Source organism: Dactylosporangium maewongense (assembly GCF_039531485.1).
Lineage (GTDB): Bacteria > Actinomycetota > Actinomycetes > Mycobacteriales > Micromonosporaceae > Dactylosporangium > Dactylosporangium maewongense.
The window spans coordinates 57,373-72,012 of sequence record NZ_BAAAQD010000011.1 but is presented as its reverse complement, the minus strand read 5'-3'; the positions used below and the strand labels follow the sequence as shown (position 1 = coordinate 72,012).

The following is a 14,640-nucleotide window of genomic DNA, read 5'->3' as shown; positions in this document are numbered from 1 at the left end:
ATCCGCCGGCAGTCGCATTGGTACGCTCGAACGTATGACTGCTCCGTCCCGGGTCGAGCCCGACCTGTCGTTTCTGCTGGACCACACCAGTCACGTGCTGCGCACGCAGATGGCGGCGGCGCTCGGGGAGATCGGGCTGACGCCGCGGATGCACTGCGTCCTCGTGCACGCGCTCGGCGTGGAGCGGACCCAGATCCAGCTCGCCGAGATCGGCGGCATGGACAAGACGACGATGGTCGTGACCGTCGACGCGCTGGAGAAGGCCGGGTACGCGGAGCGCCGGCAGTCCAGCACCGACCGGCGGGCCCGGATCATCGCGGTGACGCCCGCCGGGGCGGAGATCGCGGCGCGGAGCCAGAAGATCGCCGACGGCGTGCACGCGGCGGCCCTGGGCTCACTGCCGGCGGACGAGCGTGACGTGCTGGTCAGGGCCCTGACGCGACTCACCCAGGGGCACTTCGCGACGCCGTCGGAGGCGCCGGGAGTGCGACGAGCACGACAGTAGGTCTCTTGCATATAGTTCTGTAGCGGACGATCTGCTACGGTCGTGCCATGGACACCAACCGTGGGGCGGCGCTCGCCGTCCTCGCCACCGGCATGCTCATGACGATCCTGGACGGCAGCATCGTCACCGTCGCGATGCCCGTCATGCAGACCGACCTCGGCTTCACCCCGTCCGGGCTGACCTGGATCGTCAACGCGTACCTGATCGCGTTCGGCAGCCTGCTGCTGCTGTCCGGACGCCTCGGCGACCTGCTCGGCCGACGCCGCATGCTCATCGCGGGCACGGTCGTCTTCGTCGCCGCGTCCGTCCTCGCCGGACTCGCCACCGGTCCGGAGATGCTCGTCGCGGCCCGGTTCCTGCAGGGCGCCGGGAGCGCGATGGCCAGCGCCGTCAGTCTCGGCATCGTCGTCACGCTGTACCCGGCGCCGGCCGAACGCGCGAAGGCGTTCGGGGTGTTCGCGTTCACCGGCGCGGCGGGCGCCTCCATCGGCCAGGTCCTCGGCGGCGTCCTCACCGACCTGCTGAGCTGGCACTGGATCTTCCTGATCAACGTGCCGATCGGCGTCGCCGCGCTTGCCGGCATGCGGTTCGTCCCCGCCGACCGCGGACTCGGCCTGCGCGCCGGCGCGGACGTCCTCGGCGCGTTCCTGGTCACGGCCGGGCTGATGGCCGGCATCGCGGCGGTCGTCCAGCCCGCCTGGCGCTGGGTGACCGCGGCCGCGGCGGTGCTGCTGCTCGCCGGGTTCGTCGCCCGGCAGGCCACCGCCCGCACCCCGCTGATGCCACTGCGCGTGCTGCGCAACCGGCAGGTCGCCGGCGCCAACATCCTGCAGATCCTGATGATCGGCGCGATGTTCTCCTTCCAGATCCTGGTCGCCCTGTACATGCAGCGCGTCCTGCACTACAGCGCCCTGCAGACCGGCCTGGCGATGCTGCCCGCGGCGCTGTCGATCGCCGTGGTGTCGCTGGTCGTGTCGGCGCGGGTGATCGGGCGCATCGGTGAGCGGGGCGCGTTGATCGCCGGTCTGAGCCTGCTGGTGCTCGCACTGGGGTGGCTGACGCGGCTGCCGGTCGACGCCCGGTTCGTGCCGGACCTGCTGCCGGTGATGCTGCTGATCGCGGGCGGCGGATTGGCATTGCCGGCAATCACGGGCCTGGGCATGTCGGGCGCCCGCCCCGACGACGCGGGCCTGGCGTCCGGGCTGTTCAACACGACGCAGCAGCTCGGGATGGCCCTCGGCGTCGCCGCGCTGTCGACGGCGGCGGCGTCCCGGACGGCCGGGCGGCTCGCGGCGGGGGCGTCGGAGGCCGCCGCACTGACGGCCGGGTACCGGCTCGCGTTCACCGTCGGGGCGGTGCTGCTGCTCGTGTCGATCGGCGTGGCCGCCTTCGTGCTGCACTCGCCCGCACCCCGGCCGGAGGCGACGGCGGCCGGCTCGGCGGCGGTGGAGGCCGGTCCGGCGGACGCTGCGGACGCGCCGGCGTTCAGCGGTCCCGCGCCGTCGGTGTCGGCTCGCCCCTGAACGTCGAGAGCGCCCCCGAGAGTAGGGAGCGCGACCCAAGGTGCCCGCCCCGCCGATCGTCCGGACGGGTCCGGGTCGGGGGGCAGGTCGCGCCGTCGGAGCGTCCCCGGGGGTGCGGAGCACGTCGTGGCAGCTGGTCGGCAGGTCTGTGGCTGGCGGCGGCCCTAACCGGCAGCGGCTCCAGTGCGGTGGCTCCAATTCGGTGGCGGGCTCAGGCTCAGTGGCGGACCCAGGGGGCGGCGTTGGCCTCAGCGGTAGGCCAGGGGGCGGTTTCGGCGACGGTGAGCCAGGCGTCGACCTCGGCGGCGGTGTGGTGGCGGATCGACCAGTCGACCTGGCGGAGTGACATGTGCGCCCAGCAAGCGGCGAGGACGTCCGGGGGCGCGAGCGCGACCGCCGCGTCGCGGATCGGCGCCGTCAGGTGCGGGGCGTGGCGGGACAGCACGAACAGCAGTGTGACCAGGTCGAACGCGCGGTTGCCGCGGCCGGCGCCGTCCCAGTCGACCACGCCGGTCACCGTCACGGCGGCGTCGCTCGCGCCGATGGCGGTGTCGTTGCCCGCGGCGGCAGTGGAATCAATGGCGGCGGCCGTGCCGGCGGGCGACAGGGACGTTCCGGCCGGGCCGGTGGTGGCGTTCGGGGACACCAGGACGTTGCCCGGGTGGAAGTCGAAGTGGACGAGGTCGTCGCCGGGCAGCACCTCCATGGGGTTGGCCTCGATCCTGGCGAGGAGGTCGGCGGAGCGGGCGGAGTGTTCGGCCAGCGAACCGTGGTGGCAGAACCCGGGGCCGTCGCTGTGCAGGTACAGCTGCCGCGGCGGCAATCCGGAATCCCGCAGGAGGCCGGTGCAGCGGGCGCTCACCGCCAGCATCGCGTCGACGACGGCGCGGTCGGTGACCGCCGGGGGCAGGCCGGGCAGGAGCTCCTGGACGACGACCGTCACCCCGGCGACGTCGGTGACGCGCTCGTAGCGGGGTGCCGGGACGCCAGCGGCGCGGGCGATCGTGACCAGCGGGGCGGACGCGGCGTTGCCGCTGGTCAGGACGGCGCGGCGGCCGTCGGGCAGCAGGACGTAGCCGGCGCCGACCTCGCCGCCGGGGCACGGTCCGATGTACGTGAGGCCGAGCGCGGCGGCGCACGCGGGAACGTCGAGTCGCAACTTCCACCCAAACTCTATACACTGTATAACGTGATTGACGCGCGAGACGTTCGCAAACACTACGGCGGGAAGGCGGCCCTCGACGGCCTCGACCTGACCGTCGAGGCAGGGACCGTCCACGGGCTCCTCGGCCCGAACGGTGCCGGCAAGACCACCCTCGTCCGAATCCTCGCCACCCTGGTCCGCCTCGACTCAGGGACCGCCGCCGTCGCCGGGCACGACGTCGCGAAACACCCCGAGCGGGTGCGGGCCGCGATCGGGCTCGTCGGGCAGCACGCCGCCGTCGACGAGCTGCTCGGCGCCCGGCAGAACCTGGTCATGTTCGGCCGGCTCAGCCACCTCGGCAGTACCGTGGCGAAACGGCGCGCGGACGAGCTGCTGGAACAGTTCGGGCTCGCCGACACCGGCGGCAAGCCCGCGGCACAGTTCTCCGGCGGGATGCGGCGCCGGCTCGACCTCGCCGCCGGGATGATCCTCACCCCGAAGGTGCTGTTCCTGGACGAGCCGACCACCGGCCTCGACCCACAGGGCCGCGCCGAGGTGTGGGCCGCGGTCCGGCGGCTCGTCGCCGGCGGCACGACCGTGCTGCTCACCACCCAGTACCTGGACGAGGCGGACCAGCTCGCCGACCGGATCTGCGTCATCGACCACGGCCGGGTGATCGCCGACGGCACGCCCGCCTCGCTGAAGGGCGCCGACCGGCTCGAGGTCGTCACCGCGGGGGACCCCGCACCCGCCGCGGACCGGCTCGGCGTCCTCGGCCCGGTCACCGTCGACGGGCAGCGGGTCGGCGTGCCGGTCCACGACCGGGTCGCCGCCCTCGCGCTCGCCGCCGGCATCCCCGGCGTCGAGGACATCACCCTGCGCCGCCCCACCCTCGACGAGGCCTTCCTGAAACTGGTGACCGCATGAAGTGGGCGCTGCACGACGGCTGGGTGATGACCCAGCGGGAACTGGCGCACCTCGCCCGGCAGCCCGCGCAGATCGTGGTCATGCTGCTGTTTCCCGTATTGCTGGTACTGATGTTCGGGTTCGTCCTCGGCGGCGGGATGAGCGTCGCCGGCGGCGGCGACTACCGCGAGTACCTGCTGCCCGGCATGTTCGCGATGACGATGCTGTTCGGGGTCGAGTCGACGTTCGCGGCGATCGCGACCGACACCGGCAGCGGCGTCACCGACCGGTTCCGGTCCCTGCCGATGGCCGCGTCGGCACAGGTCACCGGCCGGACCCTCGCGGACCTGCTCACCTCGGCGCTCGGTCTGCTGGTCATGCTCGGCTGCGGGCTCGCCGTCGGCTGGCGCTGGCACGACGGGTTCGCCGGGGCGCTGGCCGCGGTCGGGCTGCTGCTGTGGCTGCGGTTCGCGGTCCTGTGGGTCGGCGTGTACCTGGGGCTGCTCAGCGGCAACCCGCAACTGCTCGTCGCGGTGCAGATCCTCGTGTGGCCGGTCGCGTTCCTGTCCAGCGCGCTCGCCTCACCGCAGGACATGCCGGACTGGCTCGGCGCGCTGTCACACTGGAACCCGCTGTCCGCGACCGCGGACGCGACCCGCGCCCTCTTCGGCAACCCCGGCGGCGGCGACACCTGGCCCGCGCTGCTGTGGCCCACGGTGCTGACCGCCGTGTTCGTGCCGCTGTCGATCAGGCAGTACCGTCGCCTGTCGCGCTGACCATCAGGCGCCAAGCGCCACCAAGCACCCGGCGGTTCATCCGGCTGAGCGGTATGGACCTGCCGGCTTGCTGGTTACCGGATTGCTGTAACTGGTAAGTCGGCAAACCTGGGGCGGGGGCAGGAGTGTGGGGCGACGAGCCGCGGCTTGTCGCCCCACAGCTCAGTGGCCGGTGCGCCGGTGCGGCGATTGCCGGCAATACGGTAATCAGTAACCGGCGCGGCGGCGGCAGCCCGCCGAAACGGTAGCGCAGCGGAGTCGGTCGGAGCCGGCCAGATCTGGTCAGACTTGGCCAGGGTGGCGGTACGCACGACAAGCCGGCGCGGGCAGGCGCCACTGGAACGCAGGCGCTACAGTAGAGCGTTCGGGCAACAAAAAAGGCGCCCTTGGGCGCCTGACTGATGGAAATGTTAGCCGACTGGAGACGGGTTGTCAAACGCATCCGACGCATCCGAGCTCGCGATTGAGCAAGCGCATCTCACGATGCTGTACGGGCACCTCGACACGCTGCGGGAGGAAGCGTCCACGCAGCTGCAACGGGCGCTGCTGCAGACCGGCGGCACGCCGGCGGACCGCTCGCACCGCGACTCGGCGACCGCCCTGTACACCGACCGCCTCGCCCAGTACACCGCCGTGGAGAACGGCCTGTGCTTCGGCCGCCTCGACTTCGACCGCAGCGACGCCACCGACCGCGGCCAGGCCGGCAGCGACGAGGACGGCAAGGCCGGCAGCCCTGGCGACCCCGGCGGCGGTCCTGACGGCGGCGCCGCGAAGAACACCGAGGTCCGCTACATCGGCCGGATCGGCATCTTCGACGAGGACAACGACTACGAGCCGCTGCTCATCGACTGGCGGGCACCGGCGTCACGACCGTTCTACCTGGCCACCGCCGCCGCACCCGAAGGGGTCAGGCGACGCCGCCACATCCGCACCGAGCAGCGCACCGTCACCGGCGTCGACGACGAGGTCCTCGACCTCGACGAGGCGCACCACACCGGCCGCGGCGCACACGACGGCGTGGCGGGGGAGGCGGCGCTGCTGTCGGCGCTGAACGCGTCCCGTACCGGCCGGATGAAAGACATCGTCGAGACGATCCAGGCGGAACAGGACCACGTCATCCGCGGGGACCTCAACGGGGTCCTGGTCGTGCAGGGCGGCCCCGGCACCGGCAAGACCGCCGTGGCGCTGCACCGCGCCGCGTACCTGCTGTACACGCACCGGCAGATGCTGTCGTCGCGGGTCGTGCTGATCGTCGGACCGAACCCGACGTTCCTGCGGTACATCAGCCAGGTCCTGCCGTCGCTCGCCGAGACCGGCGTGCTGCTCGGCACGATGGGCGACCTGTTCCCCGGCGTCGTCGCGCACGCCGACGAGCCGGCGACGATCACGGAGATCAAGGGCCGCGCCGAAATGGTCGACGTGCTCGCCGCCGCGGTACAGGACCGGCAGCGGGTCCCGGACGAGCCGATCGCGATCCGCCTCGACATCCTCGACGGCGCGCCGGTCATGCTCGACCCCGAGGTCATCGCCGACGCCCGCGAAAGGGCGCGCCGCTCCGGCAAGCTGCACAACCTGGCCCGGCCCGTGTTCGACACCGAGATCATCCACGCGTTGTCGCTGCTGGTCGCCGACACCATCGGCATCGACCCGTACGCCGACGACCCCCTCGGCGGCGACGACGCCCCCGGCGACCCGCAGATCCTCGACGAGGCCGACCTCGCCGAGATCCGCCGGGAGCTGCGCGGCGAGGCCGAGGTCCTCGGCGCCCTCGACTGGCTGTGGCCGATCCTCACCCCGCAGCAACTGGTTGCCGGATTGTTCGCATCAGAAATCCGGTTAACCGCCGCCGGCGCGCCGCTCGAGCTACGGCGCAGCGCCAGAGCAGCATGGACCCCCGCGGACGTGCCGCTGCTCGACGAGGCCGCGGAACTGCTCGGCGAGGACGAGACGATCCGCGAGATCATCGCCGAACGGCAGCGCAAACGGCAGATCGCCTACGCCGAGGGCGCCCTGGAGATCGCGTTCGGGTCCCGGTCCATCGACGTCGAGGACGAGGACGACCCGGAGCTGCTGTCGGTCACCGACCTGCTCGAGGCCGACCGGCTCGCCGACCGGCAGGACGAGGGCTCCGCGCTCACCCCCGCCGAACGCGCCGCCGCGGACCGCAAGTGGGCGTTCGGGCACGTGATCGTCGACGAGGCGCAGGAGCTGTCGCCGATGGCGTGGAGGCTGCTGATGCGCCGCTGCCCGTCCCGGTCGATGACGGTCGTCGGTGACGTCGCCCAGACCGGTGACCTCGGCGGCGCCGCGTCGTGGGCGTCGGCCCTGGACCCGTACGTGCCGGGCCGGTGGCGGCTGCGGGAGCTCACCGTCAACTACCGCACCCCGACGGAGATCATGGCGGTCGCCGCGGGTGTCCTCGCCGGCATCGACCCGGACCTGGAGCCACCCAGGTCGGTCCGGGAGGCCGGCGTCGACCCGTGGGTCCGCGGTGTCGCACCCGCCCGCCTGCCCGACGCCCTCGCCGAGGCCGCGACCACGGAAGCGGTCGAGGCCGGCGACGGTCGGCTCGGCATCATCCTCCCCGCGGGCACGTTCGCGGACCTGGTGCCGGCGGTGCTGAAGGTCCTCCCCGACGCCGCGGTCGGCGACGAACCCGAGCTCGCCGCGAAGGTCGTCGTCCTCACCGTCAAACAGGCGAAAGGTCTGGAGTTCGACGGCGTCATCGTCGTCGACCCCGACCGGATCGTGGAGGAGTCCCCGCGCGGCGCCAACGACCTGTACGTGGCGCTGACCCGCGCCACCCAGCGGCTCGGCGTGCTGCACCCGGGCGTGCTGCCCGAATCGCTGCTCGCGGTGGTCGGGATCTAGCCGGGGAAAACGCGGGAAAGAAACGCGGTGGGAGCGTGTTGGGTCGGACTCCAGCACGCTCACCGAACCGGCGCCGGCTCCGGATGCCTAGTCCGTTGCCGACCTGCCCGTGAGCGTAGCAACCCCCCGGATGAACCCTTCGCCGGTGGGGTCCACCTGTGCAGTCCACCCCAGTTTCGACAGGTCGGCTGCGAGCCCGGCGGTGTCATGGAAGAGTTTCACGACCTCGTGCTCGCTGCCGTCCCGCAGCCGGCGCAGCACCGTGTCCCTGCCGCCGGGCGCCACCCGCTCCGTCACCCGCTCCGCGGTGCCGGTGTCGACGAACACGACCCGCCCGCCGGGCCGGACCGCGTCGGCGACCGCCGACCAGAACCCGGCGAACCGCTGCGGCGGCACGTGCGACAGCCAGAACGCGAAGAACACCGTGTCGTACCGACGCGACGGCCGCCACCGGAACAGGTCCGCCTGCTCGAACGTCGCGGTCAGGCCCTCATCGCGCAGCCGCCGCCGCGCGATGTCGAGCATCTCCGGCGCCCCGTCGACCGCCGTCAACCGCGCCGCCCGCCCGGCGAGCCGCACGGTCCACTGCCCGGTCCCGCACGCCAGCTCCAGGACGTCACCACCGACCGGCAACTCGTCCAGCACCCCGGTCAGTGCGCTGAACGACCGCTGCCCGTACACCTCGTCGTACTCCGGCGCCCGCGCCCGGTAGTACGCCAGCTGCCCGTCCAGCAGCGGCTCCAGCCCGTCCCGCATTACCGCGCCCGCAAATACGACAACACCGCTCGCACCCGTCGATTGTCCTGCGGACTGTCCTCGATCGCGAGCCGGTCGAAGATCCGCTGGATGTGGGTGCCGACCGTCTTCGGCGACAACGTCAGCCGCTGCGCGATGCCCCGGTCGGTCAGCCCCTCCGCCATCAGCGCCAGCACCTCCCGCTCCCGCTCCGACAGCACCCGCAACGCCACCGGCACCGCCGGTCTGCGCAGCATCGCCTCGACCACGCTGCCGTCCACGACGACCTCCCCGTCGTGGACCCGCCGCACCGCATCCCGCAACGCCGACCGGTCAAGCACCCGGTCCTTCAGCAGATACCCGACGTGGGTGCGCCCGTCGTCGAGGAGCTCCATCGCGTACGCCACCTCCACGTACTGCGACAGCACCAGCACCGCCGTCCCCGGGTACTCCCGCCGGATCCGCACCGCCGCCCGGATCCCCTCGTCGGTGTGCGACGGCGGCATCCGGATGTCGACCACCGCCACGTCCGGCCGCTCCGCGGCGACCAGCCGGAACAACGCCTCCGCGTGCTCCGCCTCGCCGACGACGTCCGCGCCCACCGCCAGCAGCTGGGTCAGCCCCGCCCGGATGATGAGGTTGTCGTCCGCCACGACCACGCGAAGGCTCACCGAGCCAGGATCGCATCACCCGTCGATGCGATAGTTCAGACATGCTGAGCCGGCTCGCCCCGTCGGCACGGGCCGCCTGGATCACCGGCGCCGCCGCCACCATCGCCCTCGCCGCCGCCCAACCCGTGACCTTCCACCTCGACCTGTACGGTGCCGACAACCGGCCCATCACCGTCACCAGTCTCACCGTCATCACCGCCGGCCGCACCGTCGTCGCCGTCGGGGGGCTCGTCGCATGGGCCCGCCGGCCCGACAGCGCCACCGGACCGCTCCTGGTCGTGTGGACCCTGGTCAGCCTCAGCGCCGGCCTCGGCCTGCACGCCAGCGGCGCGCTGCTCGTCTGGTCCTACCTCAGCGGGGTCATCAGCCGCGTCGTGTACGCCTACGCGCTGCTCACGTACCCCGACGGCCGCCCGGAAACGGTGGGGGAGCGCCGCTACCTGCGGGCCGTCGCCGCGATCCCGCTGCTCTGGCTCGGCTATGCCGCCGTCACCCCGTCCGCCGGGATCGACGCCGTCACCTGCCGGCGCGCAGGATGCCCCGCGAACCCGCTGCTGCTGCACGAGTCCGCCACCGCGTCGCGGGCCTTCTGGGCCGCGCAGTTCGTGGCCGCACTCACCGGCGCGGTCTGGCTGCTCGTGCTGCTGTTCCGCCGGTACCGCCGGATGTCCACCTCCCGCCGCCGCGCCAGCGCGCCCGTGCTGTGGGCCGCCGCCGCCCCCGTCGTCGTGTTCATGACCGGGGTCCTGCTCGACACCTGGAAGGCCCCGACCGGATGGCTCTACTGGGCCGACCACCTCACCATCTACACGGTGCCCCTCGCCATGATCGTCGGGCTGCTCGCGTCCCGGCTCGCCCGCGCCGACGTCGCCGCGCTCCTCGTCCGGCTCCGCTCAGCGCCCGTCGACGACCTGCGACCAGGCCTCGCCCAGCTGCTCGGCGACAGCGACGTCCAGATCGCCATCCCACTGTCCACCGGCGACGACGCCCGCTTCGTCGACCCTGCGGGCCGGCCGGTCACCGTGCCCGCCGCGCCCGGCCTCGCCCGCACCGACATCGGCGGCGGTGTCCTGCTCCTGCACCACCCCACGACCCGCACCGAGGACCCCGCCCTGTTCGATGCCGCCGTCGCCGCGGCCCGCCTCACCCTCGACAACGTCCGCCTCGCCGCGCAGGTCCGCGCCCAGCTCGCCGAGGTCGACGCCTCCCGCGAACGGCTCGTCCGCGCCGGCGACGAGGAACGCCGACGCCTGGAACGCGACCTGCACGACGGCGCCCAGCAGCGCCTCATCGGCCTCGGCATGGCCCTGCGGTCCGCCCGTGACGCCGTCGAGGACACCAGCCCCGCCGCCGCGCTGCTCGACGACGCCACCGACCAGCTGCGGCAGTCACTCACCGAGCTGCGCGACCTGGCCCGCGGGCTGCGCCCCGCCCTCCTCGCCGAACGCGGCCTCGCCACCGCCGTGCAGACCCTGCTGCTCACCGTCCCGGTCCGCGTCACCCTCACCGGTGACCTGCCGGACCGCCCAGACCCCGCGACCGAGACCGCCGCGTTCTTCGTCGTCGCCGAGGCCCTGCAGAACATCACCCGCCACGCACCCGACGCCCACGCCACCGTCACCCTGCACGCCGCCGCCGGCCGCCTCACCGTGACGGTCACCGACGACGGCCCCGGCGGCGCCGATCCCCGCCGCGGCACCGGCCTGCGCGGCATCGCCGACCGCGTCGCCGCCGCCGGCGGGCACCTCGACGTCACCAGCGTCCCCGGGCAGGGCACCACGATCAGCGCGGACCTGCCCATGCACCGCCACGACCCTGTCACCGCTCCCTGAGCCGCAGGTACGCGTCCAACGCCGCCGCACCCGCCAGCATCGCCCGGCTCCGGCCCGTCAGCCGCGCCCGCCAGTCACCGAGCATCGCCTCCAGCGCCTCGACGCTTCCCGCCGACCGTACCTGCGCGATCACCGGCGCGACCTGCCGCAACAGGTACCCGCCCCGCCGCAGCTGGTGCGCCAGCAGCGCGTCCCGCACATCCGCGGCGCTGTACACGCGAAACCCCGTCCTCGGGTCCCGGCCCGGCTGCACGACACCGGCCCGCTCCCACTTGCGCAACGTCGCCGGCCGCACCCCGAGCCGCCGCGACAACGGCCCCACGAATGTGTCACCGCGCCCCTGCGGCACCGGCCGCAGATCCTGCAGCGCCGCCTCGACCGCCTGCACCGTCCGCCGGTCCTCCAGCAGCTGCGCGTGCCCCTCGTCGACGATCCGCAACGCGTCGTCGACCGCACCCCGGTGCACCGCCCGCAGGATCTCCGTCGCCGCCTGATGCCCGTGCCCCGGCACCAGCGCCACGAACGCGTCCAACGCCGCCGCGTGCAGCGCCGTGTACCTGCGGTACCCGCTGTCCGTCCGCTCGGCGTCAGGCAGGATCCCGGCGGCCTCATAGTTGCGGATCGCCTGCGTCGACAGCCCGTGGGCCCGCGCCAGGTCGACCGGTCTTTGAAACTTTTCCGGCACGCTCACCGTCTCACTGGATGCAAGGTTCAACTGTCGATGCAACGATACCGTTGACGTAATGACCTGCCCCGTGTCCGCCGCGTCCGTCCACCGCCTCCTGCCGGCCCCGCCGCGCGTCCTCGCCCTCGGCGAACCCACCCACGGCGAGGACGTCCTTCTCGAGGTCCGCAACGACCTGGTCCGCGAGCTCGCCACCACGTCGCCGTTCCGGACGATCGCCCTGGAAACCGACTGCCTGAAGGCCCTCGTCGTCGACGACTACGTCACCACCGGCGCCGGCACCCTCGACGACGCCATGACCAGCGGCTTCAGCCACGGCTGGGGCGCCGCCACCCCGAACCGTGACCTCGTGCGCTGGATCCGCGACCACAACGCCGACCTGCCGCCGTCCCAGCACCTGCACTTCGCCGGCCTCGACGGCCCCCTGGAGCTCACCACCGGCCCAGCCGCCCCGCACCAGGCTGTCACCGCACTCCATGCAGCGTTGGCGGCGTCGGTACCGCCGGAGCTCCTGCCACCCACGGACCTCCTCGACGAGGTGCTCGGCCCCGAGGACCGCTGGACGGACCCGGCCGCGCTGCTCGACCCGTCCCGGTCCATCGGCCAGACCCCGGCCGCCGGCACGCTCCGCCTGCTCTGCGACGACATGGTGGCGCTCCTGGACACCCACACCCCGGCGTTCCCTTCCCGCACCGACCTGGACCTGGTGGCCCTGTACGCGCGCACCGCCACCGGCCTGCTGCGCTACCACCACTGGATGGCCGACCAGACCCCCGCCCGCATGCCCCGCCTCGTCGGCCTCCGCGCCGCCATGATGGCCGCGAACCTCCTCGCCCTCACCGACCGCGGTCCCGCCCTCGTCCACGCCCACAACCTCCACCTGCAACGCCACCGGTCGACGATGCGCCTCGGCGACCAGCACCTGACGTGGTGGAGCGCCGGCGCGCTCGCCGCCACCCACCTCGGCTCCGGCTACGCGTTCCTCGCCACCGCCCTCGGCACCATCCACCACCACGGCGTCCACACCCCACCCCCCGACACCATCGAAGGACAGCTATACGACATGCCGTCGGAGCGGTGCCTGGCCGACCCGCACGCCCTGGCCGCCATGTACGGCGACACGACGCCACCCGCCCGCGAGTCACCGTGGTTCGGCTACTTCCCGCTCGACCCCGCCCACCTGACCGGCCCGTCCGCCCCCGACGGCATCGTCTTCATCAGGGACTCACCACCGGCCGGCCCGGGGGAGTGAACCAGTGAGGGAGCGCACCACCCGGCCGACCTGCCGATCCACCCGTGTCGGGTCCCCGGCATCGGGAGAAGTCCCGATGCCGTCAACTTTCCTCGCTGGTTCCCTGAATCCATGCCACCCCGGCACCCGCCAATCCCACTGCAGCAACGGGGGAGATCCGGACCTCCTTCAGGCGGCCAACCCGGACCCATCGTTGCCCCGCCGTCGCCGCGGCGGGGCAACGATGGCACACCCCGTCCCGCACCTCGTGCCTCGGTCACGCCGTGCGCCCATGCCTTCGCTCGCCGGCTCGTCCGCCGCGGATCGCCGGCGCGCGGTGGAGCCTGCCTCGTCTACCGCACGAGCGCCTCCGGGACCCGCAGGTTCTCGTGCTCGTACAGCGCCATGACCTCGGCGGGGTCGTCGGCGCGGGTCACGTCGGCGATGCGGTCCATCAGCTCGTCGTAGTCGGCGCCGGTCTCACCCCGGTACGCGGCCTCCATCCGCCCCCACTCGTCCCACGGCAACAGCTCGAGCTTGTTCAGCGCGGCAAGGTCCCGCACCGCGTTGCCCTGGATCTCCGCGGGGCCGAAGTTCTCGGTGCCGCCCACACCGAACTGTTTCGCGTCGATTCGGCCTGCCCGCCACGCCGTCCACGCCTCACCGCCGGTCAGGAACAGCCCTTCGTCGAGGTCCTCGGGGTGCGGCAGCACGGTCCCGCCGACGATCTCCGAGTCGGTGCGGACCCACCGCCCGTCCCGGTGGTGCTCGACGACCCAGTGGTCCAGACCGAGACCCTCCTGGAAGTACGTCGCGAACCCGCACCTGGCCCGCGCCGGGATCCCGCGCAGCCGCAGCAGCGCCACCGTCAGCACCGTGAAGTGCCGGCAGGTGCCGACCACCCGCCGGTCGGCAGGGCGTGGCACGTGCAGCGGGTCACCGTCCAGGCGCAGTAACGCGTGGACGATCCGGTCGGCGTGCCGGAGCTGGTTGTCGTCGAACCGTTCGCCGGGCAGCTCAAGCTCGCCGGTCTCGTTGGGGTGCACGATCAGGGCGTGCGCGAGCCTGCAGATGCCGTCGGCGTCACCGGGCACCCCGGCGAGCGCTGCACCCGGCACCGCGGACAGGTCGGTGAGTGGTCCCGGAGTGCGGTAGTCGATCCCCGTCATGCCCAGGACCCTACCGGCCGGGTACGACACAACTCAGGTTGACATAATGTCGATTATCGAACATCCACGAGATCGGCGTGGCCGACGAAACCCCCTTGAAGCTCGCCGGCGCTGAGTACGGACGACATGCTTGAGCGCAAGCGCGGAGCCGTCCGCTACACGGAGCGCCCCGTAACGCGTACGGGCAGCGGACGGTGGAGACGCGCGTCACGGAACGTGAATGGGTACCGGACGGATGTGCCAGATCGACGCAGGTGGGCACGGATGTCCCCCGCGTGGGTGACGCGACGCTAGGTGATCGGCGTATGCAGCCGGTACCGTGTACGTATGCGTGAGGTGCGCAAGGAGCGGGTCACGGTGACGATGCCCGCCGATGAGGCCGCTGCGGTGCGGCGGTTCGTGGACGCGGGTGGCGCGGAGTCGGTGTCGGCGTATGTCGCCGAGGCGGTCCGGGGCCGGCTGGCGCGGGACCGGGCGCTCATGGCGCTGAACGAGCTGTATGCGCGACGCGGGGTGCGCATGGCGCCGGAGCACCACGCGTGGGCGCGTGAGGTGCTGGGGGTGGCACCCGCCGGGCCGGTGTCGTGACAGC

Annotated in this window: 13 protein-coding genes; 8 read left to right on the top strand and 5 right to left on the bottom strand. The window is 72.9% G+C overall.

Annotation, left to right across the window (positions count from 1 at the left end; translation table 11 throughout):
- The first annotated feature begins 34 nt into the window (after positions 1-34).
- Positions 35-505, top strand: coding sequence for a MarR family winged helix-turn-helix transcriptional regulator (locus ABD332_RS26710; protein WP_344504875.1), 471 nt, complete (start codon positions 35-37; stop codon positions 503-505).
- A gap of 47 nt (positions 506-552) precedes the next feature.
- A complete protein-coding gene (locus ABD332_RS26705; protein WP_344504874.1) occupies positions 553-2,028 on the top strand; it encodes an MFS transporter in 1,476 nt (491 codons plus the stop codon).
- A gap of 217 nt (positions 2,029-2,245) precedes the next feature.
- Here ABD332_RS26705 and ABD332_RS26700 read toward each other — a convergent pair whose 3' ends face one another.
- A complete protein-coding gene (locus ABD332_RS26700) occupies positions 2,246-3,187 on the bottom strand; it encodes a phosphotransferase (RefSeq protein ID WP_344504873.1) in 942 nt (313 codons plus the stop codon).
- 21 nt (positions 3,188-3,208) lie between these two features.
- On the opposite strand from ABD332_RS26700, the gene ABD332_RS26695 reads away from it, so the two are divergent.
- The 3 genes from ABD332_RS26695 (at position 3,209) to ABD332_RS26685 (ending at position 7,725) form a co-directional block, all read left to right on the top strand.
- The gene (locus ABD332_RS26695; RefSeq protein WP_425552297.1) at positions 3,209-4,099 is read left to right on the top strand and encodes an ATP-binding cassette domain-containing protein; all 891 of its coding nucleotides are present in this window, start codon (positions 3,209-3,211) and stop codon (positions 4,097-4,099) included.
- Positions 4,096-4,854 carry an ABC transporter permease gene (locus ABD332_RS26690; RefSeq protein WP_344504871.1) on the top strand — a complete coding sequence of 253 codons (759 nt, stop codon included), beginning with the start codon at positions 4,096-4,098 and terminating at the stop codon, positions 4,852-4,854. Before ABD332_RS26695 ends, ABD332_RS26690 begins: the two co-directional genes overlap by 4 nt.
- Positions 4,855-5,337: 483 nt before the next feature.
- The gene (locus ABD332_RS26685) at positions 5,338-7,725 is read left to right on the top strand and encodes a HelD family protein (RefSeq protein WP_344504870.1); all 2,388 of its coding nucleotides are present in this window, start codon (positions 5,338-5,340) and stop codon (positions 7,723-7,725) included.
- 87 nt (positions 7,726-7,812) lie between these two features.
- Here the strand turns inward: ABD332_RS26685 and ABD332_RS26680 are convergent, their stop codons facing one another.
- Together ABD332_RS26680 and ABD332_RS26675 are read right to left on the bottom strand one after the other, a co-directional pair.
- Positions 7,813-8,481 (bottom strand): class I SAM-dependent methyltransferase, encoded by a 669-nt coding sequence (locus ABD332_RS26680; RefSeq protein ID WP_344504869.1) that lies wholly within the window; start codon positions 8,479-8,481, stop codon positions 7,813-7,815.
- A complete protein-coding gene (locus ABD332_RS26675) occupies positions 8,481-9,131 on the bottom strand; it encodes a response regulator transcription factor (protein WP_344504868.1) in 651 nt (216 codons plus the stop codon). Before ABD332_RS26675 ends, ABD332_RS26680 begins: the two co-directional genes overlap by 1 nt.
- A gap of 41 nt (positions 9,132-9,172) precedes the next feature.
- Here ABD332_RS26675 and ABD332_RS26670 point away from each other — a divergent pair, with 41 nt between their 5' ends.
- Entirely contained in the window at positions 9,173-10,963 is a 1,791-nt protein-coding gene (locus ABD332_RS26670; protein ID WP_344504867.1) for a sensor histidine kinase, read from the top strand.
- Here ABD332_RS26670 and ABD332_RS26665 read toward each other — a convergent pair.
- Positions 10,950-11,654: a TioE family transcriptional regulator gene (locus ABD332_RS26665; protein WP_344504866.1), complete on the bottom strand. Its 705-nt coding sequence runs from the start codon at positions 11,652-11,654 to the stop codon at positions 10,950-10,952. The two genes, ABD332_RS26670 and ABD332_RS26665, sit on opposite strands and share 14 nt — an antisense overlap.
- Positions 11,655-11,706: 52 nt before the next feature.
- Between ABD332_RS26665 and ABD332_RS26660 the strand changes: the two genes are divergently transcribed.
- A complete protein-coding gene (locus ABD332_RS26660; protein ID WP_344504865.1) occupies positions 11,707-12,900 on the top strand; it encodes an erythromycin esterase family protein in 1,194 nt (397 codons plus the stop codon).
- A 332-nt stretch (positions 12,901-13,232) separates the two neighbouring features.
- Here the strand turns inward: ABD332_RS26660 and ABD332_RS26655 are convergent, their stop codons facing one another.
- Entirely contained in the window at positions 13,233-14,048 is an 816-nt protein-coding gene (locus ABD332_RS26655) for a transglutaminase domain-containing protein (RefSeq protein ID WP_344504864.1), read from the bottom strand.
- A 327-nt stretch (positions 14,049-14,375) separates the two neighbouring features.
- On the opposite strand from ABD332_RS26655, the gene ABD332_RS26650 reads away from it, so the two are divergent.
- Positions 14,376-14,636, top strand: a complete 261-nt coding sequence (locus tag ABD332_RS26650) for a ribbon-helix-helix domain-containing protein (RefSeq protein WP_344504863.1) — start codon at positions 14,376-14,378, stop codon at positions 14,634-14,636.
- Positions 14,637-14,640 lie beyond the last annotated feature (4 nt).

Bases quoted from the DNA above. Each gene is read 5' to 3' on its own strand.
- ABD332_RS26710 (WP_344504875.1), top strand. From the start codon at position 35: ATGACTGCTCCGTCCCGGGTCGAGCCCGACCTGTCGTTTCTGCTGGAC.
- ABD332_RS26705 (WP_344504874.1), top strand. From the start codon at position 553: ATGGACACCAACCGTGGGGCGGCGCTCGCCGTCCTCGCCACCGGCATG.
- ABD332_RS26690 (WP_344504871.1), top strand. From the start codon at position 4,096: ATGAAGTGGGCGCTGCACGACGGCTGGGTGATGACCCAGCGGGAACTG.
- ABD332_RS26685 (WP_344504870.1), top strand. From the start codon at position 5,338: ATGCTGTACGGGCACCTCGACACGCTGCGGGAGGAAGCGTCCACGCAG.
- ABD332_RS26680 (WP_344504869.1), bottom strand. From the start codon at position 8,481: ATGCGGGACGGGCTGGAGCCGCTGCTGGACGGGCAGCTGGCGTACTAC.
- ABD332_RS26670 (WP_344504867.1), top strand. From the start codon at position 9,173: ATGCTGAGCCGGCTCGCCCCGTCGGCACGGGCCGCCTGGATCACCGGC.
- ABD332_RS26660 (WP_344504865.1), top strand. From the start codon at position 11,707: ATGACCTGCCCCGTGTCCGCCGCGTCCGTCCACCGCCTCCTGCCGGCC.
- ABD332_RS26655 (WP_344504864.1), bottom strand. From the start codon at position 14,048: ATGACGGGGATCGACTACCGCACTCCGGGACCACTCACCGACCTGTCC.
- ABD332_RS26650 (WP_344504863.1), top strand. From the start codon at position 14,376: ATGCGTGAGGTGCGCAAGGAGCGGGTCACGGTGACGATGCCCGCCGAT.